A 24,204-nucleotide genomic window follows, 5' to 3' on the forward strand; every position below is an offset into this window, starting at 1 on the left:
GCTGAGGGCGGCGCTAAGGGCAGTCCCCCTCAGAAGTAAACGGCAAGCGGCCCCCGCGGACCGTCGACGACCTCGACGGGAGTGTCGAAGACGCGGCTGAGCACCTCGGTGGTCATGATCTCCTCCGGCGTTCCGAACTCGACGACCGCGCCGTTCTTCACCGCGCAGATGTGGTCGGCATAGTGGCCGGCGAAGTTGATGTCGTGGATGACGATGACGATCGTGCGCCCCATCTCCGTGGCCGCCCGGCGCAGGTGCTGCATCATCTGCACCGAGTGCTTCATGTCGAGGTTGTTGAGCGGTTCGTCGAGGAGGACGTAGTCGGTGTCCTGGGCGAGCACCATCGCGACGTAAGCGCGCTGCCGCTGGCCGCCGGAGAGCTCGTCGATGAACCGGTCCTCGAGCTCGCCGAGCTCGAGGAAGTCGATCGCCCGGGACACGATCTCCTCGTCGGCGACGGTGAGCCGGCCCTTCGAGTACGGGAAGCGGCCGAAGCCGACGAGCTGGCGGATCGTCAGCCGGGTGATGAAGTGGTTCTCCTGGCGCAGGATCGAGACGATCTTCGCAAGATCCTTCGACTTCGTCGCCGCGACGTCGAACCCGGCGACCTCGATGGCTCCGGCATCGAGGCCGAGGAGGCGCCCGATCATCGTCAGCAGCGTCGACTTCCCCGCCCCGTTCGGGCCGACGAGGGCGGTCACCCCGCCGGCGGGGATCTGCAGGTCGACGGGGCCGATCTGCGTGGCTTCGCTGTAGTTCTTGGCAACGCCGGACAGTGTGATCACAGTCGACCCTTCCGCATGATGACGAAGAGGAACACGCCTCCGCCGATGACTTCGATGATGATGGACACGACACCCTCGGCGTAGAAGATGTTCTTGAGGATGAAGTACGCGCCGCCGAGGATGACGAACCCGAGAAGGGCGGCCATCGGCAGGACGTACCGGTGGTCGTAGGTGTCGGAGAGCTGGTAGGCGAGCATCGCGACGAGGAACCCGAGGAAGATCATCGGCCCGATCATCGACACGGACACGGCCATGAGGATCGAGACGAAGAAGAGGATCGTGATGGTCTCGCGGGAATGGCTGAGCCCGAGGTTGCCGGTCACGGACTTCCCGAGGGCGAGGACGTTGAGGCGCGAGGAGCGGAGGTAGATCGCCGCGCACGCGACCAGGCACAGCGGGATCGCGACGGGCAGGTACGAGGCGTCGGAGTTCGCGATCGACCCGAAGAGGCGGGCGGAGAGGACGTCGAATTCGCTCGGCGTCAGGGTCCGCTGCATGAACGTCGCCACCGATCCCAGCCCGCCGCCGATGACGACGCCGACGAGGAGCATGACCTCGACGTTCGCGTACCTCCCCGACAGCAGCCAGCCGTAGAGGGCGAGCGAGAGCCCGACCATGACGACGAGCTGGACGGTGAAGGGCACGAGGCCGCGGAGTTCGACGATGGCGGTGACCCCGAAGAAGTACATCGCCGAGGTCTGGATCGCGACGTAGAGCGACTCGAATCCCATGATCGAGGGCGTGATGATCCGGTTGTTCGTCACCGTCTGGAAGGCGACGGTGGCGAAGGCCTGGCAGAGGGCGACGATGATGAGGACGACGAGGCTGCGCCCCCGCAGGCCCGCGATGAGCCAGAATCCCTCGTCGGTGATCGGCAGCGGGTTGTCCCACGCGAGGAGCCCGAAGGCGATCGCGATCGCGGCGACGGCGAGGACTGCGATGATCGTCCAGTACCGGCGCCGGGCCCGTGGGGTCGTCAGCGCACCGGAGTGCCGGGGTGTCGTCCTGGGCGCCGAGGCGGGGCCCGGGACCGTTTCCGCGCTGAGCCGGGGACGGGGGTCGGGGGCGTTCATGCTCGTGTCTCTCATTTCAGCCGCGCCTCCTCTGACGCAGGAGGAGGGCGATGAAGACGGCCGCGCCGACGATGCCGAGGATGAGTGAGACCGGGACCTCGAACGGGGCGATGATGACCCGGCCGATGAGGTCGCAGACGGTGACGATCGCGATGCCGAGCAGGCACACCCACGGCAGGTTCGAGCGCAGATCGTCGCCGCGGACCATCGAGACGACGTTGGGGACGATGAGGCCGAGGAACGGCAGGTAGCCGACGACGACGGTGACGACGCCGGTGGCGATCGCGACGAGGATCGTGCCGATGAGGATGACCTGGTTGTACTTGAGTCCGATGCTCGTCGAGATGTCCTTGCCGAGGCCCGCGACGGTGAAGCGGTCGGCGGTGATGAAGACGGCGACGACGACGACGGCGACGATCCAGAGGACTTCGTACTGGCCGCGGAGGATCGAGGTGAAGCTGCCGGCGAACCAGATGCCGAGGCTCTGGAGCATGTCGGTGCGCACCGCGATGAACGTCGAGACCGCCCCGACGACCGCCCCGAGCATGATCCCGACGATCGGGACGATGAGGGAGGACTTGAGCGAGACGCGGCGGAGGAAGAGGAAGAAGACGATCGTGCCGATGAATGCGGCGAGGATCGCGCCGATCATCCGCTGCACGATCGTCGCGTCGGGGTAGATGATGACGGTGAGCATGAGGCCGAGGCCCGCCCACTCGGTCGTGCCGGTCGTCGTCGGTTCGACGAAGCGGTTCTGCGTGAGCAGCTGCATGACGAGTCCGCACATCGCCATCGCCGCGCCCGCGAGGATGAGCGCGATCGTGCGCGGCACCCGGGTGATCTGGAACATCTCCGCACCGTCGGCGGCGCCGAAGATGTCGTAGACCCCGGTGAGCAGGGAGGCGGCGATGAGCCCGAGCACCCCGATCGTCGCGAGCACGAGCTTCCAGCTCAGCAGCCGGTTCCCGCCCGCGGTGCCGGTGGACCCGGCTGATCGGATGGGGCGTGGACCGGCGACGGCGGCGACCGCCTCGGCGGGGGAATCCCCATTTGCCGAGGCGGTCGCCGTCACCCGTGACCGGGACGTGTTCTCTGGTGTCGTCATCCTGCCGTTTCCCGTTGTGCCGCGGCGGCCTGCCGGTTTACTTCGCCGCTTCGAGCTTGTCGGCGAAGGAGTTGAAGAACTCGGTGTAGGTCTGGATGCCCTCGTTGAGGTAGGTGTCCTGCGGGAAGTAGACGATCTTGTCGTCCTTGATCGCCGGCACGTCCTTGAGCGCCTCGGACTTCTCGAGCACCTCGGCCGCCGGGGCCGAGCCCTTCTCGCGCTCGTCGGGAGCGAAGGAGGCGTCGCGGTCGAGGACGAGCATGAGGTCGGGCTGCGACTGGGCGATCGCCTCGACGGAGACGTCGTCGCCCTTGTCGACATCGCTGCCGTCTTCGACCTCGAGGGCCGGTTCGAGATCGAGGATGTCGAAGACCGGGCCGACGGTGCGTCCCACGCCGGGTGCGGAGTAGCCGATCTCGCCGGCGGTGGTGATGAGGCCCATGGCCTTGTCGCTGCCGTTGTACGCGGCCTTCGCGCGCTCGATCGAGGCGTCGAAGTCCTCGACGAGCTTGGCTGCTTCGTCCTGCTTGCCGAAGACCTCGCCGAGGGTCGTCGTCTGGCGGCGCAGCTCCTCGTCGAAGGACTGGTCGTCACGCGGATCGAGTTCGAGGACGACGGCCTCGGGAGCGAGCTTCTGCAGGTCGTCGTGGTACTGGGCGAAGCGCTGCCCGTTGACGATGAGGTCGGGCTTCGCGGCAGCGACCTGCTCGAGGTCGGGTTCGCGGTGGTTGCCGAGGTTCTTGATGGTCTCGTCCGTCGTGTACGAGAGGCCTTCGGGCATGAGGCTGACGGCGGCGCCGCTGAGCTCGACGCCCCACGAGTCGAGGGTCTCGAACGTGCGGTTGTCCGTGGCCACGACGGAGGTCGGCGGGGTCGTCACGGTCTGCGTGCCGTTGTTGTCCTCGACCTCGACGGTGCCGGCACCCGAGGTGCTCTGCTCGCTGGATTCGGCGCTGGCAGCGCAACCGGACAGGGCCAGGGCCAGGGCGCCGACAGCGGCACCGAGGCGGAGGCGGGTCGAGATCATCGTGTTCTACTTCCTTCAGGGGACAGCGTGCGTGGTCAGATGTGAACCATCTGCGCATTAGCTTAGCCTAAGCTTCAAGAAATAGACGACGTCGATATTGCGTTATTCAGGTCACAGTTTCCCGCGCGGGGATCCTCAGACTCCGGCAGGGTTCAGACCACGGCGAGGAGGCGGTCGAGCTCGGCGGGCGAATCCGCGGCAGCGGTCGCGCCGCGACTGCCTCCCCGGCGCACAGCAGCGCCGGACTCCTCGGCGATGAGCGCTCCCCCGGCGTAGTCGTAGATCCCGAGTCCGCGCTCGGCGTAGCTCGTCACCTTGCCTTCGGCGACCATGCAGAGGTCGATCGCCGCAGATCCGCACCGGCGGATGTCGTTGTAGCCGGAGAGGAGTTCGGGCAGCTTCGCCAGCTGGGCCGCCCGCCCCTCCTCCGTGTAGGCGAATCCCGTCGCGAGCAGTCTCCCGCTCAAGCCCGCAGGCTCACCGGTCAGACGGGTCGCCGGAATCACGGCAGCGGAGTCGCCGGGCTCCGGGAGCCGATCGACGAGGCGGCCGTCGACGCGGTAGGCACCGTGTCCGCGGCCGGCCAGCCAGGTCGCCCCGAGTCCCGGGGACGCCACCAGCCCGATCAGCCAGCCCTCGTCCTCGCTTCCGGGCACAGCGGCCTCAGGGTCAGTGCCCTCAAAGTTCGCGTCGGCACCGCGGCGCACGCCGACGGAGAACGCGAAGTGCTCGATGCCGCGCACGAAGTTGACCGTGCCGTCGATGGGGTCGACGTGCCACTCGAGCTGCTGATCGCCATCGAGGTCGGCCGCGACGAGCGCGCCGGCTCCGGGGTCGAAGAAGCTCAGCCGCCCGAGCAGGACGCGGCCGAAGAAGTCGACAGGGCCGATCGCCTCGGCGCCCTCTTCGCCGATCATCAGGTCACCCGGGCGCACGGCGCGCAGATATCCGCGCACGAGCGCTTCGATCTGGGCATCCGCGGCCGTGACGAGATCGTTCGGAGACGATTTCGTGTCGACGACCGAGGCATCGAGGTCGGCGCCGAGGACGGCACGCCACTGGGACATCTGCTCCCAGGCGATGACGGAGAGATCTGCCGCGATGCGGACGAGCGGGTGATCGGAGAGGCTGCGCGGCAGCGAACCGGATGCTGTCATGCGGCCACCTTAACGCGCGGTCGCACGCGCATGCCGGGCCGCCCGAGCCCGCCGAATGTCACACGATCATCACAATCGGAAATTCTCGGACGCGCGGAATCTCCGCGACGCTATCGTTCACCTGACATGGATCGAACGCTCAGCTTCCGTCCACTCAAAGTCCAGCGGAATGGGTTAGTTTAACGCCGAGAATTAATCCTGCTTTACCGTGTAAATATCAATTCGGAAAACTCGGAGAGATTATTCCGGGACAATACATGGGAACTGTCGATTTCCGCATCCCGCGGTGCCGCCTCCGCGCCGCACCGGGCGCCGGAGAGCGCGCGCGAGCGCAGGGTCGCCGACGGCGGCCCCGCGCTTCACGCGTTCACATGACTCACTCGGCAGCGACGGCCGATGTCTCAGCGGCCGGGACCGAGGCACCGGAGCCAGCCGCTCCGGCCTGCGATCCGGCCTTCTCACCAGAGTTCTCTGCGCGTTTGACGCGACCATGACGCCGCACGATCTCCTGCACCGCCTGAGACGAGGTGCCGGCGGCCTCGGCGATGGCGCCGAAGGTCGCTCCCTCCTCGCGAGCGCGGAGGATCGACATGACGTAATTCGTGTTGATCTTGGTCCGCTGTCGGGAAATTCTCCTCACAGCCGCAACCAGGGCTGTCTGATCTACTGTTAATTCACGAGCGCGACGTGACATTGTTCTTTCCTTGCCTGCACATGTGGCCCACCGCCACAGGAAAATGTCCTTCCATTAAATACCACGACGCCTATGCGACGCCAATTTTTCCCGAATACTGGAAGCGGGGGAGCTTATGCTCCACCGAATAGTTACAAAACGGTAACGGAGTGCAATTGCACCTTATGGCAACGCTATTTGCCCATTCGGTGCACTCGATCGCCTGCGCTGACGGTGGCAGAATGCACACCATGACGACTTCGGAGCGCCCGCTCACCGGGCAGTCTGCCGCTCTTCCCGCCGTCGCGGACATCGTCGCCGAACTCGCCCGGGCCGGTCTCGAGGTCACGGCGGATCCCGCCGACCGGGCCGCCTACTCCTCCGACGCCTCGCTCTTCCGTCTCGTGCCGGCGGCCATCGTCTTCCCGCGGGGTGCCGACGACGTCGCGGCGGTCCTCGCGGTGTCCCGCCGCCTCGGCGTGCCCGTGACGAGTCGGGGTGCGGGCACGTCGATCGCCGGCAATGCGATCGGCACCGGGATCGTCCTCGACTTCTCCCGCTATATGACCGCGGTCCTCGACCTCGATCCGGCCGCGCAGACGGCCTGGGTCGAGCCCGGCTGCGTCCACGCCACCCTGCAGGCGGCAGCCCGGGTCCACGGTCTGCGCTTCGGACCCGACCCCTCGACGCACACGCGCTGCACGATCGGCGGCATGATCGGCAACAACGCGTGTGGCCCGCGCGCGCTCGGCTACGGCCGGACCGGCGCGAACCTCCTGGCGCTCACCGTCATGCTCGTCGACGGCACGATCGTCGACCTCGACGAGACGAACCCGGAAGCGCTCTTCCCGCGCCTCCACGCGCTCGTCGCCGACCGCCTCGGCGTCATCCGCACCCATCTCGGCACGTTCTCCCGGCAGGTCTCCGGCTACGGACTCGAGGCCCTGCTGCCGGAGAACGGCTTCGACGTCCGTCGCGCCTTCGCCGGCTCCGAGGGCACGTGGGGCATCGTGCTCGCGGCGAAGATGCAGCTCGTCAGGGAACCGGCCCACACCGCAGCGGTCGTCCTCGGGTACCCGGACATGGTCGCCGCCGCCCATGACGCGCCGCTGCTGAGCGACTTCCCCGTCACCGCGTGCGAAGGGCTCGATTCGCGGATGCTCGATCGCGTCGTCGCGGCCAAGGGCGCCGAGGCGGTTCCCGCGCTGCCGGACGGCGCGGGCTGGCTCGTCGTCGAACTCACCGGCGACGACGAGGCCGTGCTCGCCGGTCAGACGCAGCGGCTCATCGCCGAGGCGCGTGCCGGCGATGCCGCAGTCCTCGATGCCGAGGCCGCTGCCGAGGTGTGGGCGATCCGCGCCGACGGGGCCGGACTCGTCTCCCGCACCCCCGACGGACGGGACGCCCATGCGGGGTGGGAGGATTCCGCGGTCCCGGTCGAGCACCTCGGCGACTATCTCCGGGATCTCATGGATCTGCTCGACGAGCACGGTCTGTGGGGCATCCCCTACGGGCACTTCGGGGACGGGTGCCTGCACATGCGCGTCGACTTCCCGCTCGAGGCGGCCGGCGGGACGACGGTGATGCGGGACTTCCTCGTCGCCGCGACGCGGCTCGTCGCCCGCTACGGCGGGTCGGTCTCCGGCGAGCACGGCGACGGACGGGCCCGGTCGGAGCTGCTGCCGCTCCTCTACCCGCCCGAGGTCATCGACCTCTTCCGCGCGGTCAAGGAGCTCTTCGACCCGCGGCATCTCCTCGGCCCCGGCGTCATCGTCGATCCCGATCCGCTCGACGCAGCGATCCGGCTGACCCGGCTGCCCGAGCGCGAGCGGCTCCCCGGTGAGCTCGCGTTCGCCTATCCCGGGGACGCCGACGGCTTCGCCTCAGCCGTCCACCGGTGCACCGGGGTGGGCAAATGCCGCGCGGATTCCGCCGCGACCGGTGGGACCATGTGCCCGTCGTTCCAGGCCACACGGGATGAGAAGCATTCGACGCGGGGCCGGGCACGGGTGCTCCAGGAGATGGTCTCCGGCGATCTGCTCGCCACCGCGTGGGACTCCCCCGCCGTCGCCGAGGCGCTCGACCTGTGCCTGTCGTGCAAGGCGTGCGGCAGCGAATGCCCGACCGGCACGGACATGGCGACGTACAAGGCCGAGGTCCTCCACCAGTCCTACCGGGGACGGCTGCGGCCGCGCTCGCATTACTCGCTCGGGTTCCTCCCGCAGCTGGCGCGGGCCGTGACCCCGCTCGCGTCCCTGGTCAACCGGGTGGCGCGGCTGCCCGGGATCGGCACGGTGGGCAAGCGGCTGGCCGGGATCGACGCCCGCCGGACGATTCCCGTGTTCGCGTCGACGACATTCCGGTCGTGGTGGTCCTCCCTCGCCGAGGCGGGGGCGGGCAGATCCCGTGCGGGCGCCGCGGCCCGTGCGGACCGCCTCGGCGAGGTCGTCCTCTTCGCGGACACATGGTCGAATCACTTCTCCCCGCGGATCCTCGGTGCGGCCGTCGCGGTCCTCGAGCACGCCGGCGTCACGGTCCGGGTCGTCGAGCAGACGGTGTGCTGCGGTCTGCCGCTCATCTCCACCGGTCAGCTCGATGTCGCGCGGACGAACCTCGGTGAGACCATCGCGGCCCTCGATGCGACGGGCGACGTTCCCATCGTCGGGGTCGAGCCCTCGTGTCTGGCCACGCTGAAAGACGATGCGCAGAAACTCCTCGGCGGGGAGGCCGCCGCCCGGGTCGGATCGCGCGTGCAGACGCTCGCGCAGTTCCTCCTCTCCGTCGGAGCCGAACTGCCGGATCTGCGCGGGGTGAGTGCGACCGTGCAGCCGCACTGCCACCAGTCCGCGGTGCTCGGCACCGCCGCCGATCGCGAGCTGCTCTCCCGGGCCGGGGCGACGGCGCGATTCCTCGGCGGGTGCTGCGGGCTGGCGGGGAACTTCGGAGTCGAGGAGGGCCATTACGAGACCTCGGTCGCCGTCGCCGAGGTGGCCCTGCTCCCGGCGCTGCGCGACGCAGGCGACGGCGGAGCAGAAGGCGGAGCAGACCGCGAGCTCATCGTCGTCCTCGCCGACGGCTATTCGTGCCGCACGCAGATCGCCGATCTCAGCGACGCTCAGGGCGTCTCACTCGCCGAACTCCTCGCGTGGGGTCACGGCCTCGACACACCCCGCCCGTGAGCTGTGCCTCCGGGGACAGTCGGGCTCAGGCCTTCGCGGTGAGACTCAGGCCTTTGCGGTGAGACTCAGGCCTTCGCGGTGAGGACGGGGACTTCGGCTTCGAGGAGGATGCGCTGAGCCTGTGAGCCGAGGATGAACTTCCCGATCGCCGAGCGCTTCCGCAGCCCGATGACGATGAGCTGGGCGTCATGCTCGGCGGCGAGGTCGTTGAGGGTGCCCGGCACGTCGTCCTCGTGGTCGGGCTGGAGGACGCTGACGGCGACACCAGACTCCTCGCCGAGGGCGACGATGCGATCGATGTCGTCCTGGTCGATCTCGGTGGGAGCGCCGCTGGCTCCGCGTCGCTGGGAGTTGACGACGACCGCGCTCGAGGAGCGCAGTGCCGCCTCCGCGAATCCCGCACGCAGTGCCGCTTCGCCCTCCGGGGCAGGAAGATAGCCGATGAGTATCGTCATGGGTTCAAGTATATGGATGACCGCACGGGCGGTTCACCGCGCGGTCACTTCCCGGACACCTCGGCGTTGCACATCGCGTCGACCCGGGTTCGCAGCGCGCGCAGTTCGGCGATGAGCTCACCGGGCGCGATGATCCGGCAGGCGGCGGGGATGCTCCCGGTCAGCGCGGCCGCCCATCGCAGGTCGGTGACCCCGAACTCGATGCGCACACCGCCGGGCACCTCGGTGATCGTCGCGGCCCGGGTCGGGAACCAGGACTCGGCCTCGCTCTTGACAGCATCGACGTCGAGGATGACCGTGTGCTCGTACGCGGCGGCGGTGACGGCGCGCCGGACGGCCGCCTCGGCGTCGGGGACCGTGCGGGCCGGGATCGGAAACGTCGTCGCCCGGACCGCGCTCATCCGGTCGAGGCGGAAGACGCGCCAGTCCTCGCGGTCGAGGTCCCAGCCGAAGAGGTACCAGTGGGCCCCGAGCACGACGAGCTGGGCGGGTTCGACGCGACGTTGCTCCGCCTCGGCGTCGGTCCACGGCTTCGCATACGCGAACGTCACGCGGTGGCGGGAGGAGATCGCCGAGGCGATCGTCACGACGGTCTCGTGGTCGACGTCGGGTGCGTGGCCGGGGGCGACGGTGACCGCGGTCTCGACGGCACGGACCGTCGCGGCCATCGTCGGCGGCAGCATCGTTGTCAGCTTCCGCCCGGCCGACTCGGCGGTCGCCGTGCTCAGTCCGGCCCCGCGCAGGAGGGCGAGTCCGAGGCCGGTGGCCATCGCCTCCCCGGCCGCCAGCTGCAGCGGCGGGAGCAGGGTCCGGCTGTGCGCACGGTAGCCGCCGGCGACGCCGGGCGCCGCGTCGATGGCATACCCGAGATCACGCAGCGCCGTGATGTCCCGGCGCACCGTGCGTGTGGTGACGCCGAATTCGGCGGCGAGCTCGGCCGCGGTGAGACCGCGCCCGGAGCTCAGCAGCGCGAGCATGCGCAGCAGTCTGACCTCGGTTCGCATGCGGACATCATATGTCCGCAAAACCGCAGACGCTTGTGGTGTTCGATCAGTGCCAACTGTCCGACCGCTCAACCGCCAAGGAGTCAGCCATGCCGTTCTTCGCCCCGTCCGTGACCACCGAAGCCGACGCCCTCTTCTCGTTCCTCGAGCAGCAGTGCGGGCAGCTGCGGCTCACCGCCCTCGACCTCACCGAGGAGCAGGCGCGCAGCACGCCCACGGTCAGCGCCCTGTCGATCATGGGGCTGCTCGCCCACAGCGCCCAGGTCGTCTACAGCTGGCTGCAGCAGGTCCGCCGTCCGGACTTCGTCCCCACCGAGGCCGACTACGCCGCGTTCAATGCGGAGCTCGGGCTCTCCGGCTCATTCGACGGCGGGACCCTGCCGGACCAGACACTCGCCGAGGTGCTCGCCGCCTTCGACCGCGCCGTCACCGAGATCGCCGCCGCCCGCCGCGACGTCGCGGACTCCGGCATCGACCTCGACACACGGGTGACCGTGGCCAATCCGTGGATGCCGCCGGACTTCGACATGAGTCTGCGCTGGATCCTCAACCACCTGACGACGGAGATCGCCCGGCACGCCGGTCATGCCGACATCATCCGCGAATCCCTCGACGGTGCGATCTCCTACCAGCTCAACGCCCAGGCCGAGGGCCAGCCGTGGCCGCCGGAGGGCTGGGGCGGAGACGAGAGCTGAGCCCCGACGCACATCGGCACCCGCGCCCCGTGACGACTCGCTGTGCAGGACGAGTCGGACGGGTTCAGGGTGCCGATGCGGATCGGGGCTGAGCTCTTCAGTTGTGCGGGCCGGTCGAACCGGGCCGGTTGAACGGGGCCGGTCGAGCCGAAGGGCTCAGGCGGCGTGGACGGCGCCCTTGGCCACCCGGTCGACGAGGTGCTCGGTGTAGGCCGGGACCGTGAGGTACTCGGGGAACTCGTCGGTCAGGGCACTGGCACGGAAGATCTCGACCGCCTCGGCGAGGTGGTCAGCGGGCTGCTGCTCGAGGACGGCGAGCTCCTCACCGAGGTAGCGCTCGACGAGCTCACGGGTCACCTGCTGTCCGTTGTCGAGGGTCACCTCGTGGTGGATCCACTGCCAGATCTGCGAACGGGAGATCTCCGCGGTCGAGACGTCCTCGAGGAGGTTCTCGAGCGCGACGTTGCCGTTGCCGCCGAGCCACTCGTTGAGGTAGCCGATGGCGACGCGGATGTTGACCCGCACCCCCTCCTCGGTGACGATCGGCTCGAGACCGGTGATGTCGAGGAGATGCTCGGCGCACGCGCGGACGTCGGGTCGCAGGTTGTCCAACTGGTGCGGACGCTCACCGAGGGCGGCATCGTAGACGGCGAGCGCGGCGGGCACGAGGCCGGGATCGGCCACCCACGTGCCGTCGAATCCCTGCCAGGCCTCCCGGGCCTTGTCCTCGCGCATCCGCGCGAACTCGGAGGCGACGAAGGCCTCGTCCGGGTGGTCGGTCATGAGGTTGCTCATCGTGCCGATCGCGTGGGCTCCGCGGCGGTGGCACGTCCACACGAGGCGGTCGGTGAACGCCTTCATCAGCGGCAGCGCGTTCGTCAGGCGCTCCCGGTCGGGGAGGACGAACTCCGGGGAGTGGCGGAGGTTCTTGACGACGGAGAAGAGGTAGTCCCAGCCGGCGGCCTGGAGGCCGGCGCAGTGGTCGCGCAGCTCCCAGAGGATCTCCTCCATGTGGAACGCGGCGTCGATCGTCTCGATGTGCACGGTCGCGCGGATCGTGCCCTGGTCGATGCCGAGTGCCTCCTGGGCGAAGACGAAGATCTGATTCCACAGGCGGGCCTCGAGCGAGGACTCGAGCTTCGGGAGGTTGAAGTACGGTCCCGATCCGGAGTCGATGAGCTGCTTCGCATTGTGGAAGAAGTAGAGGCCGAAGTCGACGAGCGCCCCGATCGCCGGCGACTGCTCGCCGCTCTCAGCGGTGACGATGAGGTGCTTCTCCGGCAGGTGCCAGCCGCGGGGGCGCATGCCGATCGTCGGCTGGTTGCGGTTGCTCACCCCGGGCAGCCGATCGCGGATCGCGAGGTACAGGGCGTGCTGACCGCCGATCATGTTCGCCCACGTCGGGGACGTCGAGTCCTCGAAGTCCGCGAGCCACACCTTGGCCTGGGAGTTGAGCGCTGCGACGACCTCGGGTTCGGTCACCGGGCCGACGAGTTCGACGCGGCGGTCCTCGAGTCCCGGGGCGCTCGTCGACCCGGCGACCTGCCAGGTGCGGTCGGCGCGGACGGCTGCGTAGTCGGGGGTGAACCGGGGCAGCGTGCCGTCGTTCATCACGGCCGCACGGTTGTCGCGCTTGGCGAGCAGAGCGCCGAGGCGGTCACCGAACTTCTCGTGCAGGTCGGCGACGAAGTCGAGCGCGTCTGCGGTGAGGATCGCGTCGGAACCGGAGTCGAGAGGGGCGTTGATCGTGATGCGTGACATGGGACTTCTCCTCACTCGTCGTGAGTGCTGTGCGGGACTGATGAGATGGTGATGGTGCGGGGCTGGGGAAGTAGGAGGTGCCGGCGCGGATCGGCGGTGCAAACCCCGTGAAAACACCGTCGATCCGCGCCGAGTCTGTGGGCCGGATCGGCTCAGTGGAACTGAGCCTCTTCGGTCGACCCGGACAGGGCCAGCGTCGAGCCCTCCGGGTTGACGGCGGTCGAGACGAGGTCGAAGTAGCCGGTGCCGACCTCGCGCTGGTGCTTCGTCGCGGTGTAGCCGCGGTCCTCGGCGGCGAACTCGCGCTCCTGCAGCTCGACGTAGGCCTTCATCTGCTCACGGGCGTAGCCGTGGGCGAGGTCGAACATCGAGTAGTTGAGGGCGTGGAAGCCGGCGAGGGTGATGAACTGGAACTTGTAGCCCATCGCACCGAGTTCGCGCTGGAACTTCGCGATCGTGTCGTCGTCGAGGTGCTTCTTCCAGTTGAACGACGGCGAGCAGTTGTACGCGAGCATCTGGTCCGGGTGCTCGGCATGGATCGCCTCGGCGAACTGCTTCGCGATCTCGAGATCCGGCAGCGACGTCTCCATCCACAGCAGATCCGAGTACGGAGCGTACGCGTTGCCGCGGGCGATGCAGGCCTCGAGGCCGTTGCGGACCTTGTAGTAGCCCTCCGCGGTGCGCTCCCCGGTGAGGAAGGGCTTGTCGCGCTCGTCGACGTCGGTGGTGATCAGGGTCGCGGCGTCGGCATCGGTGCGGGCGATGATCACCGAGGGGACGTTCTCGACGTCGGCGGCCAGGCGGGCCGACTGGAGGGTGCGGATGTGCTGCGAGGTCGGGATGAGGACCTTGCCGCCGAGGTGGCCGCACTTCTTCTCGCTCGCGAGCTGATCCTCCCAGTGGACACCGGCCGCACCCGAGTTGATCATGCCCTTCATGAGCTCGAAGGCGTTGAGCGGGCCGCCGAAGCCGGCCTCGGCGTCGGCGACGATCGGGACCATCCAGTCCTCGACGGTCTGCACGCCTTCGGCATGCTCGATCTGGTCGGCGCGCATCAGGGCGTTGTTGATGCGGCGGACGACCGCGGGCACCGAGTTCGCCGGGTAGATCGACTGGTCCGGGTAGGTGTGGCCGGAGAGGTTCGCGTCGGCGGCGACCTGCCAGCCGGAGAGGTAGATGGCCTTGAGCCCGGCCTTGACCTGCTGAACGGCCTGGTTGCCGGTGAGCGCGCCGAGGGCGTTGACGAAGTCGAGATCGTGGAGTTCCTCCCAGAGCTTCTCGGCTCCGCGACGGGCCAGCGTGTGCTCCTCGATGACGGATCCGCGCAGCTTGACGACATCCTCGGGCGAGTACTCGCGGGCGACTCCCTGCCACCGGGGGTTGGTCGCCCAGTCGCGGCGGATCGCTTCGATGTCGTGCAGTTCGTTGGCGCTCATTGTTCTCACTCCTGATTGCTTGCCGAGGTGGTTCGTGTCATCCATCTTGGTGGGGCCGCAAGGGGTGCGACAGAGGAAAGTGGGAAGAATATTCTGCGCTTTTCCCATTGGTGAAAAATCTCAGTTCTGTCATACTGGTCACACTCGCGCATCACTCGCCGATTCGACGCCTCGGAGGCCGTTGTGACAAGCACACAGACGCAGGGAACCGATCTCGACCAGCCCGTCGACAGCCTCAGCATCGGCAGAAGAATCCGATTTTTTCGCAAACAGGCGGGGATGACGCTGAGCGAGCTCGGGGAGAGGGTGGGGCGTGCGGCCTCGCAGATCTCGACGATCGAGAACGGCAAGCGGGAAACTTCTGTCACGCTCCTCGCCGCGATCGCAGCGGCGCTCGGCACCGAGGTCGCCGAGCTCATCGACCCGACTCCCGTCGACGGTCGGCAGGCGCTCGAGCTCGAGGCCGAACGCAATCAGGCCTCGCCGATGTACTCCTCGCTCGGCCTGCCGCAGGTGCGCATCAAGTCCCTGCCGCAGGATGCGCTCGAGGCGATCGTCGGACTTCAGCGGCAGCTCGCCGAGGTGCTCACCCGGAGAGCGGCGACCCCGGAGGAGGCTCGGCGGGCCAACCGGGAGCTGCGGGAGATGATGCGCGAGAAGAACAACTACTTCGCCGATCTCGAGAAGCAGGCCGCCGAGCTGCTCAGCCTCGCCGGGTACGAATCGGGAACGGTGTCGCAGCGGGAGACGGCGACGATCGCCGAGAAGCTCGGCTTCAGCCTCCACTACGTCTCGGATCTGCCGAGTTCGACCCGGTCGATCTCCGACACGGCGAACCGCCGCATCTACCTGCCCAACGCAGATGCCGCATTCGATCCGCGCACGCACCTGCTCACGAGCCTCGCCCCGCATGTGCTCGGCCATGATTCGCCGAAGGACTTCCATGAGTTCCTCCAGCAGCGCGTCGAGGCGAACTACCTCGCCGCAGCCGTGCTGCTGCCGGAGAGTGAGGCCGTGCCCGTGCTCACCGAGGCCAAGCGCAAGCGGCAGCTGTCCGTCGAATACCTCCGCGACATGTTCGGCGTCGGCTACGAGACCGCGGCGCACCGGTTCACCAACCTCGCGACCGAGCACCTCGACCTGCCCGTCCACTTCATGAAGGTCCACACCTCGGGGACGATCCACAAGGCGTACTCGAACGACGGCCTGCCGTTCCCCACCGATCCGCTCGGGGCGATCGAAGGGCAGTTCGCGTGCAAGCGCTTCACCTCGCGCACGGTGTTCCGCGTCGCCGACCGGTTCAGCCCGTACTACCAGTACACCGACACCCCGCAGGGCTCGTTCTGGTGCACCGCCCGGGTGCTGCCCGGCGGTGACTTCGCGATCAGCGTCGGCGTCCCCTTCGCCCACGTCAAGTGGTTCGAGGGTCGGGAGTCGCCGATCCGTTCGCAGTCGCGCTGCCCGGACCCCTCATGCTGCCGGACGGCCCCGGACGACCTCGCCGCGAAGTGGGAGGACAACTCGCTGCCGTCGGCGAAGATGCACGCCTCGCTGCTCGCCGCCGTCCCACCCGGTGCGGTCCCCGGCGTCGACGACACCGAGGTCTTCGAGTTCCTCGAACGCCACTCGGGCTGAGCCGCCTCAGCGCCCGGTTGCAGCCTGCGCGCGTTCGACGAGATCCTTGATCGGCCTCTGACCTGCAACTACACTGGTGGGCCCGAGCATTGAGGAGGTTGAGCGGTGTCCTCGTCCGAGACAGGCGCGCTGCGGCGGTTCTTCACCGCACGGCCCGAACGCCCCATCGATTTCGTCCTCACCTGGATCGGGATCTGCCTGGTTCCCGTCGTGGCGTGGCCGATCATCGGCATGCTGACGGGCAGCATGAGCGAAGGCTTCCAACGGGTCCTTCCCACGATGATCGGCGCGCCGATCGGTTCTGGGATCGCCCTCGCCGCAATCTGTGCCCTGCGGTCGACGAGCAAGCGCGATTCCGAGGGCTGAGCCCCTCAGCGCCCCGCTGCCTGCGCGCGCTCGACGATGTGCTCGGCGATCGCGAGCGCCATCGTCGCCCCTGATGCGGGCACGCTGCGGACCTGGGTGAGTCGGCCGCGGGTGGTCACGGTCAGTCCGGTGACGAGGTCGCCCTTGGCATCGATCGTCGCGGCGCGGATCCCGCGCGGTCCCGCCGTCATCTCCGCCGTGTCGAGATCGGGAGCGAAGCGCCTGATCCGCTCGACGAGCGCCGAGGTGCTCGTCGCCGACCGCACACCCTCGGCCGCGGAGCGCACATTGCGCTTCGCGAACTTCCAGAATCCGGAGAACCCGAAGGACGAGCCGAGGTCGCCGAAGTCGATGTCACGGGCCGACCCGGCATTGCGACCGAGCGCGATATGCGTGGTCGGGCCCAGCAGCAGCGCACCGTCGACGGTGCGCACGAGCATCGTCTCCTCGAGGGGATCATCCGGGTCGGGCACGGAGCCGATGATCCCGTGGACCGCCTCGGCGGCGGGCAGCACCAGCTGCGAATAGCTGCTGGCGAACGGCACGACCCGGGGTTCGGGGTCGAGGCCGGCCGCGGCGGCGAGCCGATCCGACTGGAGCCCGACGGCGACGAACACGAGGTCGAAGACCCCGGCGTCGAACTCCGCGGGCGGGGTCGGCCGGTTCCGGTCGACGGGTTTGGTGCCGGTCCATTCGTCGATCTTGTCCTCGGCGCTGCGGAACCAGTCCTTGTCCCCGAACCGGCGGTGCAGCTCTTCCCCGAGCCGGCCGCCGCGTCCGCCCCTGCCGGCCTCGACCTGCGGCTCTCCGTCGTCACCGCGATACGTGCGCGGCCGGTCGACGACCTGGTCGTCGTCGGTGTGAGGCCGTTCGCCGGGCATGGTCTCGAGGTCGGTCGAATAGCCGGTCTCGCTCGACTCAGAGCCGTCCTCGTCGTCGGTCGGGGCGTTGCGGGCGCGCACCCGCACCTCGTTGCTCATGACGTCGATGCCGGTGACCTCCGTGCCGAAGCGGAAGCGGCCCCCGGCCTCCCGGACGTCGGCGGCGAGCGCCTCGGCGAGGCTGCGATAGTCGGTGATCGCGGTATGGGGTGAGTAGAGGGCCTGCACGCCCCTGGCCTGCGGTTCGATCTCGCGCATCTCGGCTCGATCGACCACCCTCACCCCGGGCACGCCGGTCTTCTCGGCCCGGGTGAGCAGGTCCTCGAGGCGTTCGACCTCATCGGTGTCCTGGGCGATGACAAGCTGCCCGCACTCGCGCAGCGCGATCCCCTGCCCGGCGGCGTAGGGGATGAGGAGTTCGAGGCCGCGGCGGGCGAGCTTCGCCTCGAGCGTGCCCGGCGCCTCCGTCAGTCCCGCATGGACGATGCCCGCGGTGTGCCCGCTCTGGGCGGCCGCGACGCGGTCGGCGCGGTCGAGGACCGTCACCTCGGCGTCCGGGAACCGGCGGGTGATCTCACGGGCGAGAGCCACACCGATGATGCCTGCGCCGACGGCTGCCACTCGTGAAATACTCATACAGCCATCTTGGCACCGTCGAGACGATCAAGCGAGGTGATGACGACCGTGACCGCCCTGACCTGGCCCGGCAAAGAGGAGTCGTTCGCGCTCGGTCACCACCTGAGCCGCACGCCGGGGGCCGGGTTCACGGTTCCCGGCGGCCGCCTCGGCGCGGGACTGCCGGGGACGGATGAGCACAGCCTGCGCACCCACGTGCCCGACCCGCACGAGAACCTCCTCGTCGTCGGGGACAATCTGCCCGCGCTGCAGTCGCTGCTCGCCACGCATCGGGGCCGGGTCAAGGTCGTCTACATCGATCCGCCGTACAACACGGGCAACGCGCACGCGTACAAGGACGACGGCTACGATCACGGCAGCTGGCTCGACTTCATGGCTCCGCGGCTCATCCTCGCCCGGGAGCTCATGCGCGATGACGGCGTGCTCTACCTCCACCTCGACGATGGGGAGAGCGCGTGGGCGCAGCTGCTCGGGCACGAGGTCTTCGGGGAGGCGAATTCGCTCGGCACCCTCATCCACCAGCGTGCGAAGGGCGGCGGCAACTCCCCGTCGTTCGTCCGCGGGCACGACTACATCCACGTGTGGGGTCGGGACGCGCGCGCGGCGGGGGCGTTCCTCACGGAGAAGAAGGCCCCGGCGAAGGTCGAGGTCATCGACGGGCGGAAGATGCTCGTCGAGACCGATGTGCTGCGGGCGAGCTTCGGCCGGTATGCGCGCGGGTCGGAGCGGCGGCTCATGTACGAGGACATCCGCGCGGTCAAGGGTGAGCGGAAGCTCGCCGAGGTGGACGCGAAGCTGGCCTCGGGCGAGTACATCCTCCGGCCCTGGGGTCCCGGCAAGCACGCGGTGGTGCGGGTGACGCCGTACGAGCTCGCGAGCTCGAAGCTCTACTCGATCATCAAGGCCCTCGGCGGGCAGAACGACCTCGAGGACCTCGGTCTGGGCGGGGTGTTCGGGTATCCGAAGCCCGTCGACCTCGTCAAGACGCTCATCACCGCACAGACGTTCTTCGACCCCGAGGCCATCGTCCTCGACTTCTTCGCCGGTTCCGGGACGACGGCCCAGGCGGTCATGGAGGCCAACCGACGTGACGAGGGACGACGGTCGTTCGTCCTCGTCCAGCTCCCAGAGAAGCTGCGCGGCAAATGCGGCGGCCGCGGCGTGCGCGCGTCGGGTGAGGCGGGCGACGGCAGCGGCGCAGGGGCAGGCGGGGCTGGGGCCGCGGACACTGGGGCTGCGGACACCGGTGAGGCCGCAGTTGCGGCGGGAGCAAGCGCGGCTGGCACAGGAGCTGCGAGCAACAGCGCACGCGCGGGCGGCTTCGCGACGATCAGCGACCTCACCGCCGAGCGCATCCGCCGCGCCGCCGACGAGCTCGCCCCCGGACTGACCTTCACCGAGGTCACCATCGCCGATTCCTGACCTCCGCGCCGCTTCCCGGGCCGCTGCTGGTGTTCTGCGCCAGGCTGGGGGTGGAATCTGCGCGCAAATCGCCATGGACGTGGCGCACACTCGCTGTGGAGGTGGCGCAGATGCCTCCCCGCGAGAGTTCAGGTCGTAGAGTGTCGATTCGAGGCGCTGAAATCGACACTCTGCGTCCTCGATTTCAGCGAAATCGGTGAGCGGGCGCCCTGGCGCGGCCACGCTCCCGCCCTGGCGCGGCCACTCTCCCGCACCGAGGCGGCCGCTCACTCGCGCTGCGAATGTCCCAACAGGTCTTCCCAGGCTCTCGCCGCGCTGACAGAATGCTTGTACGGTCACATCAGGCCCTCCACCAGCGAAGTCAGGGGTGATGCAGTGCCCACATACGTCTACCGCTGCGATGCGTGCGGCGACACCGAGCAGACCTTCCCCATGCTCGAGAAGCCGTCGACGATCGCCTGCCCCCGCTGCGCTGGGACGGCACGGTCGGTGGTGAGTTCGCCCCACCTCGGCGCGGGGAACACCACGGCCCACCGACTCCTCGATGCGACCGCACGGACCGCAGACGCCCCTCCCGTCGTCGATCGTCTGCCCGGTTCACCACGCGCACCGAGGCGGGTGAGCCAAGATCCTCGGCACCAGACCCTCCCACGCGCCTGACACCGCTCGCCGCCGCTCCGCCGTCCTGCACCGCCCAGCTGCTCCATCAGCACCGTCCTGCACCGCCGCCCGTCACTGTCGACTCCACGCAAAGGACACGCCATGCCAGACGTCATCTTTCCCCTCGATTCGACCAAGCCGTTCACCGACCAGAAGATCACCGGCCACAACCGCTGGCACCCGGACATTCCCGCGGCCGTCCACGTCAAGCCCGGGGAATCGTTCCGGCTCGACTGCCGGGAATGGTTCGACGGGTTCATCAAGAACGACGACAGCGCCGATGACGTCCGCGATGCGCCGGTCGACATCGTCCACGCCCTCTCCGGACCGGTCGGCGTCGAAGGGGCGAAGCCCGGTGACCTGCTCATCGTCGACATCCTCGACGTCGGACCGATCCCGCAGGAGGAGGGTCCGCTCGCCGGGCAGGGCTGGGGCTACACGGGGATCTTCGCGAAGGAGAACGGCGGCTCGTTCCTCGTCGACCAGTTCCCCGATGCCTACAAGGCGTGCTGGGACTTCTCCGGCGGCACGGCGACGTCGCGCCACGTCCCGCACGTGTCCTTCACCGGAATCGTCCACCCCGGCCTCATGGGCACGGCCCCGAGCGCCGATCTGCTGGGGACATGGAACACCCGTGAAGCCGCGCTCATCGCCACCGACCCCGATCGGGAACCACCGCTGGCCCTGCCGCCCGAGCCCAACGGCGCGATCCTCGGGTCGCTGACCGGGGAGGACTTCGACCGGGTCGCCGGTGAGGGCGCCCGCACGGCCCCGCCTCGGGAGAACGGCGGCAACCAGGACATCAAGAACCTCACGAAGGGCACCCGGGTGTTCTACCCGGTCTTCGTCGACGGTGCGAACTTCTCCGTCGGCGACCTCCACTTCAGTCAGGGCGACGGTGAGATCACGTTCTGCGGCGCCATCGAGATGGGCGGATTCATCGATCTGCGCGTCGACCTCATCAAGGGCGGCATGGACACCTACGGGGTGAGCGAGAACGCGATCTTCCAGCCCGGCAACTCCGACCCGCAGTACTCGGAGTGGCTGGCGTTCTCCGGCACCTCGGTCACCCTCGACGGCGAGCAGCGCTACCTCGACTCGCAGCTGGCGTACCAGCGGGCCTGCCTCCACGCGATCGACTACCTCACGAAGTTCGGCTACAGCCCCGAGCAGGCGTACCTGCTGCTCGGCGCCGCCCCGATCGAGGGACGGTTCTCCGGGGTCGTCGACATCCCGAACTCGTGCGCCACGGTCTACCTGCCCACCGCGATCTTCGACTTCGACGTCACACCGAACTCCGACGGCCCCGTGCAGATCGACCCGGGCATCGGCGCCGCACGCACCACCCCGTGAGAGTCAGCGCGTGGAGTCGGCGCGAGACGCACGGCGACCGCATCCGGACAACCCAGCGTGGATCCAGGGTGCGGTCGTAGGGTCGGGAGGACAGACACTCATCGCCGACCCCACGGAGGAGCAGATATGTCCGTCGTCGCCATCAACACCCTCACGGTTCCCGAGAACGCCGGCCCGGAACTCGAGAAGCGCTTCGCCGCCCGCAAGCACTCCGTCGACAGCGCGCCCGGCTTCGAGGGCTTCCAGCTGCTGCGTCCCACGGCCGGCGGCGACCGCTACTTCGTCTACACGCAGTGGGCGACGAAGGAGGACTTCGAGAACTGGAAGGCCAACCGATCCTCGGCCCACGAGTCGAACGGTCAGGCACCCGTCTCGAGCGCGGCGGAGCTCCTCGAATTCGAGGTCGTCGACCTCGGAGACTGACACCACACTTCACCTCTGACTGAGCTGACGAACGGCGCCGTTCGTCGGCTCAGTCCTGCGCCGAGGCGGTGGCGATGCCGGCGATCTCGCGGTCGAGGATGTCGTAGGCCGCCTCCGGGGTCCGCACCTCGAGCATGACGTCCTGAGCCAGACCCTTCGCGAGCGCCACGAGCCGCACCGCCGCCTCGGCGGCTGACTCTGCCGACTCAGCGCCCAACGCGACCTGCCCGGACCTGCTCCCCCGCGCGAGCACCCGCGCCACCCGCCGGGTCGCCGCCTCCGCCGTCCGCCGATCGTTGTCGACGACGATCTCGGCGATGAGCGGGTCGCCCACGGCCTTCGCGACATACGTGAACCACACCGACGCCCCCACCCGCATCGCCTCACCAGCGGGGATGAAGGCGCGCACGAACGTCCGCAGGGCATCGACCGGATCGGTTCCCGCGACGTCCCCGGCCTCGTCAACGGCCTCGACCTCGTCGTCGATCTCGGCCCCGGCGACGAGCTGCCGGCACCCCTCCAGGACGAGCGCCTCACGCGACGGGAAGTAGTGCTGGACGCGACCGATCGAGATCCCCGCGGCATCGGCGACGGCCCTGAAGGTCACCGCATCGATCCCCCGGGTGTAGATGACGAGCCACAGCGCGTGGACGATCTCGGTGCGGCGGGCGGCATGGTCGACGATCTTCGGCATTCCGCCACTTTACAATACGATCAACTTGTATCACTATTGCGGTATGAACATATTGCAAAACGACGATGCGGGTGTCAGCGTCCGCGGTCTGACGAAGCGCTTCGGGACGGCGACCGACGTCGACGATCTCAGCTTCGACGTCATGCCCGGCCACGTCACCGGCTTCCTCGGCCCCAACGGCGCCGGGAAGTCGACGACCCTGCAGATGATCCTCGGGCTGACGGCTCCCGACGCGGGGACCGCGCTCGTCGCCGGTGCACCCTTGAGCGATCACCCCAACCCCGCCACCGTCGCCGGCTCGCTGCTCGGCACCGAACGCCTCCTGCCCGGCCTCACCGTCGACGCGCACCTCGAGTGGGCGGCCCGGCTCTCGGGCCTGACCGGCGACGAGCGCACGACGAGAATCGCCGCCGTCCTCGCCGAGGTGGGGCTCGAGTCCGCAGCGACCCGTCGCATCTCCGCGCTCTCGCTCGGCATGCGCCAGCGCCTCGGCCTCGCCGCCGCGATCCTCACCGACCCGCAGGTGCTCCTCCTCGACGAACCGCTCAACGGCCTCGACCCCGAGGGGATCACGTGGATGCGGACGTTCCTCAAGCGCTTCGCCGCCTCGGGGCGCACCGTCCTCTTCTCCAGCCACCTGCTCACCGAGATGGCGCTCACAGCCGACCACGTCGTCATCATCCGCGCCGGTCGCCTCGTGGCCGACCTCCCGCTCGCCGACCTCGTCTCCCACGCACAGGCCGGGGTGGTCGTCCGCGGTCCCGATCTCTCTGCCCTGCTGGCCAGCCAAGCGGCGGCGGGCCGACCGAGCACGCCGACCCCGGACGGAACCGGCGCGGTCATCGCCGACGCCGAACCGCGCGAGATCTTCCGCGACAGCGTCCGCCTCGGCGTCGACCTCGATGAGCTCCGCCTCGACGAACCCGGCCTCGAAGAGGTCTTCCTCCGTCTCACCACCACCCGGAAGGCACGCTGAATGTCGACAACCCCGCAAGCCCGCGCCGCATCGGCAGAATGGGCGAAGCTGCAGGCCCTGCGCGCCCCGCGCATGCTCGGCGGCACGGCCGTCGTGCTCGCTGCGGTCTCCGCCGCCGTCTTCATCCTCAGCTTCCCCGTCACGCAGGGAACGGCGCTCGACCGCGCCCCGCTGACCGATGTCCTCACCGCCAGCGTGCTCGGCGTCGATGTCGCGGCGATCGTCCTCGTCGTCTTCGCCGCGTGGTTCGTCGGCATCGAGTTCCGCACCGGCGCGATCACCGAGGCGCTCCTGCGCCTGCCCCGCCGCTCCGCGGTCATCACCGCCAAGGCCCTCGTCATCGCCGCAGTCACCGTGCTCACCGCGGTGATCGCGGCACTCGCCCTCACCGTTGTCGCCGTCGCCCTCGCGGCCACGCTGACCGGTGCGAGCTGGTCGGAGACCCTGACTGCGGCGGTCTCACCCGAGCATCTCCGGCTGCTCCTCGGCAGCGCGCTCATGCCCGTGGTCTTCGCTCTGCTCGCCGCGTTCGCCGCCTTCGCCTTCGGGTCGATGGCGGCGGGCGTCCTCGGCGCGCTCGGCCTCATCGTCGCCTCGATGCTCGCCGGCTGGCTGCCGGCCGGCGCTGCCGCGGTCGTTGCGCCCGTGCTGCCCCTGGCCGCCGTCCACACGATCAGCGGTGCCGCCGAGGCGGGGTCGACGGAGTTCCTCGGCATCGTCCCAGCGGTGATCGTCCTCGCAGCGTGGGTGGCGATCGGCTGGATCCTCGCCGCGTGGCGGCTGCGGCGACGGGACTTCTGACCACCCC

Annotated in this window: 21 protein-coding genes; 9 read left to right on the top strand and 12 right to left on the bottom strand. The window is 69.0% G+C overall.

Features of this window, described 5'->3' with window-relative positions; genetic code table 11:
- Positions 1–29: 29 nt before the first annotated feature.
- The 6 genes from J9315_RS15695 to J9315_RS15720 all read right to left on the bottom strand — a co-directional run bounded on the left by J9315_RS15695 (position 30) and on the right by J9315_RS15720 (position 5,739).
- Positions 30–785 carry an ATP-binding cassette domain-containing protein gene (locus J9315_RS15695; RefSeq protein ID WP_211978297.1) on the bottom strand — a complete coding sequence of 252 codons (756 nt, stop codon included), beginning with the start codon at positions 783–785 and terminating at the stop codon, positions 30–32.
- Positions 782–1,873 (bottom strand): iron chelate uptake ABC transporter family permease subunit, encoded by a 1,092-nt coding sequence (locus J9315_RS15700; protein WP_211978298.1) that lies wholly within the window; start codon positions 1,871–1,873, stop codon positions 782–784. Before J9315_RS15700 ends, J9315_RS15695 begins: the two co-directional genes overlap by 4 nt.
- Position 1,874: 1 nt before the next feature.
- Positions 1,875–2,963: an iron chelate uptake ABC transporter family permease subunit gene (locus J9315_RS15705; RefSeq protein ID WP_249120935.1), complete on the bottom strand. Its 1,089-nt coding sequence runs from the start codon at positions 2,961–2,963 to the stop codon at positions 1,875–1,877.
- Between the two features lie 37 nt (positions 2,964–3,000).
- Positions 3,001–3,990, bottom strand: a complete 990-nt coding sequence (locus J9315_RS15710; protein ID WP_211978299.1) for an ABC transporter substrate-binding protein — start codon at positions 3,988–3,990, stop codon at positions 3,001–3,003.
- A gap of 152 nt (positions 3,991–4,142) precedes the next feature.
- On the bottom strand, positions 4,143–5,147 hold the full coding sequence (locus J9315_RS15715) for an inositol monophosphatase family protein (RefSeq protein ID WP_211978300.1): 1,005 nt from the start codon (positions 5,145–5,147) through the stop codon (positions 4,143–4,145).
- A gap of 376 nt (positions 5,148–5,523) precedes the next feature.
- Entirely contained in the window at positions 5,524–5,739 is a 216-nt protein-coding gene (locus J9315_RS15720) for a hypothetical protein (protein ID WP_140955364.1), read from the bottom strand.
- Between the two features lie 332 nt (positions 5,740–6,071).
- Between J9315_RS15720 and J9315_RS15725 the strand changes: the two genes are divergently transcribed.
- On the top strand, positions 6,072–8,999 hold the full coding sequence (locus J9315_RS15725; protein WP_249120936.1) for an FAD-binding and (Fe-S)-binding domain-containing protein: 2,928 nt from the start codon (positions 6,072–6,074) through the stop codon (positions 8,997–8,999).
- 65 nt (positions 9,000–9,064) lie between these two features.
- Here J9315_RS15725 and J9315_RS15730 read toward each other — a convergent pair whose 3' ends face one another.
- Positions 9,065–9,454, bottom strand: coding sequence for a universal stress protein (locus tag J9315_RS15730; RefSeq protein WP_140955366.1), 390 nt, complete (start codon positions 9,452–9,454; stop codon positions 9,065–9,067).
- Positions 9,455–9,498: 44 nt separating this feature from the next.
- Positions 9,499–10,458, bottom strand: coding sequence for a YafY family protein (locus tag J9315_RS15735; RefSeq protein WP_211978302.1), 960 nt, complete (start codon positions 10,456–10,458; stop codon positions 9,499–9,501).
- Positions 10,459–10,547: 89 nt separating this feature from the next.
- On the opposite strand from J9315_RS15735, the gene J9315_RS15740 reads away from it, so the two are divergent.
- On the top strand, positions 10,548–11,153 hold the full coding sequence (locus J9315_RS15740) for a DinB family protein (RefSeq protein WP_211978303.1): 606 nt from the start codon (positions 10,548–10,550) through the stop codon (positions 11,151–11,153).
- A gap of 156 nt (positions 11,154–11,309) precedes the next feature.
- Here J9315_RS15740 and J9315_RS15745 read toward each other — a convergent pair whose 3' ends face one another.
- Positions 11,310–12,914, bottom strand: coding sequence for a malate synthase (locus J9315_RS15745; RefSeq protein ID WP_211978304.1), 1,605 nt, complete (start codon positions 12,912–12,914; stop codon positions 11,310–11,312).
- 152 nt (positions 12,915–13,066) lie between these two features.
- On the bottom strand, positions 13,067–14,350 hold the full coding sequence (gene aceA / locus J9315_RS15750; RefSeq protein ID WP_211978305.1) for an isocitrate lyase: 1,284 nt from the start codon (positions 14,348–14,350) through the stop codon (positions 13,067–13,069).
- A 183-nt stretch (positions 14,351–14,533) separates the two neighbouring features.
- Between aceA and J9315_RS15755 the strand changes: the two genes are divergently transcribed.
- Positions 14,534–15,985: a helix-turn-helix transcriptional regulator gene (locus J9315_RS15755; RefSeq protein ID WP_198500362.1), complete on the top strand. Its 1,452-nt coding sequence runs from the start codon at positions 14,534–14,536 to the stop codon at positions 15,983–15,985.
- Between the two features lie 105 nt (positions 15,986–16,090).
- Positions 16,091–16,351, top strand: a complete 261-nt coding sequence (locus J9315_RS15760) for a hypothetical protein (RefSeq protein ID WP_211978306.1) — start codon at positions 16,091–16,093, stop codon at positions 16,349–16,351.
- Between the two features lie 5 nt (positions 16,352–16,356).
- Here the strand turns inward: J9315_RS15760 and J9315_RS15765 are convergent, their stop codons facing one another.
- Entirely contained in the window at positions 16,357–17,868 is a 1,512-nt protein-coding gene (locus J9315_RS15765) for an FAD-dependent oxidoreductase (protein WP_249120937.1), read from the bottom strand.
- Positions 17,869–17,907: 39 nt separating this feature from the next.
- Here J9315_RS15765 and J9315_RS15770 point away from each other — a divergent pair, with 39 nt between their 5' ends.
- The 3 genes from J9315_RS15770 (at position 17,908) to J9315_RS15785 (ending at position 21,726) form a co-directional block, all read left to right on the top strand.
- Positions 17,908–19,290, top strand: a complete 1,383-nt coding sequence (locus J9315_RS15770) for a site-specific DNA-methyltransferase (RefSeq protein ID WP_211978307.1) — start codon at positions 17,908–17,910, stop codon at positions 19,288–19,290.
- Positions 19,291–20,052: 762 nt separating this feature from the next.
- The gene (gene fmdA, locus J9315_RS15780) at positions 20,053–21,303 is read left to right on the top strand and encodes a formamidase (RefSeq protein WP_211978309.1); all 1,251 of its coding nucleotides are present in this window, start codon (positions 20,053–20,055) and stop codon (positions 21,301–21,303) included.
- A gap of 126 nt (positions 21,304–21,429) precedes the next feature.
- Entirely contained in the window at positions 21,430–21,726 is a 297-nt protein-coding gene (locus J9315_RS15785) for an antibiotic biosynthesis monooxygenase (protein ID WP_211978310.1), read from the top strand.
- A gap of 49 nt (positions 21,727–21,775) precedes the next feature.
- Here the strand turns inward: J9315_RS15785 and J9315_RS15790 are convergent, their stop codons facing one another.
- Positions 21,776–22,420 carry a TetR/AcrR family transcriptional regulator gene (locus J9315_RS15790; protein WP_211978311.1) on the bottom strand — a complete coding sequence of 215 codons (645 nt, stop codon included), beginning with the start codon at positions 22,418–22,420 and terminating at the stop codon, positions 21,776–21,778.
- A 43-nt stretch (positions 22,421–22,463) separates the two neighbouring features.
- On the opposite strand from J9315_RS15790, the gene J9315_RS15795 reads away from it, so the two are divergent.
- The gene (locus J9315_RS15795; RefSeq protein WP_211978312.1) at positions 22,464–23,396 is read left to right on the top strand and encodes an ABC transporter ATP-binding protein; all 933 of its coding nucleotides are present in this window, start codon (positions 22,464–22,466) and stop codon (positions 23,394–23,396) included.
- The gene (locus tag J9315_RS15800; RefSeq protein WP_211978313.1) at positions 23,397–24,197 is read left to right on the top strand and encodes a hypothetical protein; all 801 of its coding nucleotides are present in this window, start codon (positions 23,397–23,399) and stop codon (positions 24,195–24,197) included.
- The last annotated feature ends 7 nt before the right edge of the window (positions 24,198–24,204 follow it).

Source organism: Brevibacterium sp. W7.2, from assembly GCF_018137945.1.
GTDB lineage: Bacteria > Actinomycetota > Actinomycetes > Actinomycetales > Brevibacteriaceae > Brevibacterium > Brevibacterium sanguinis.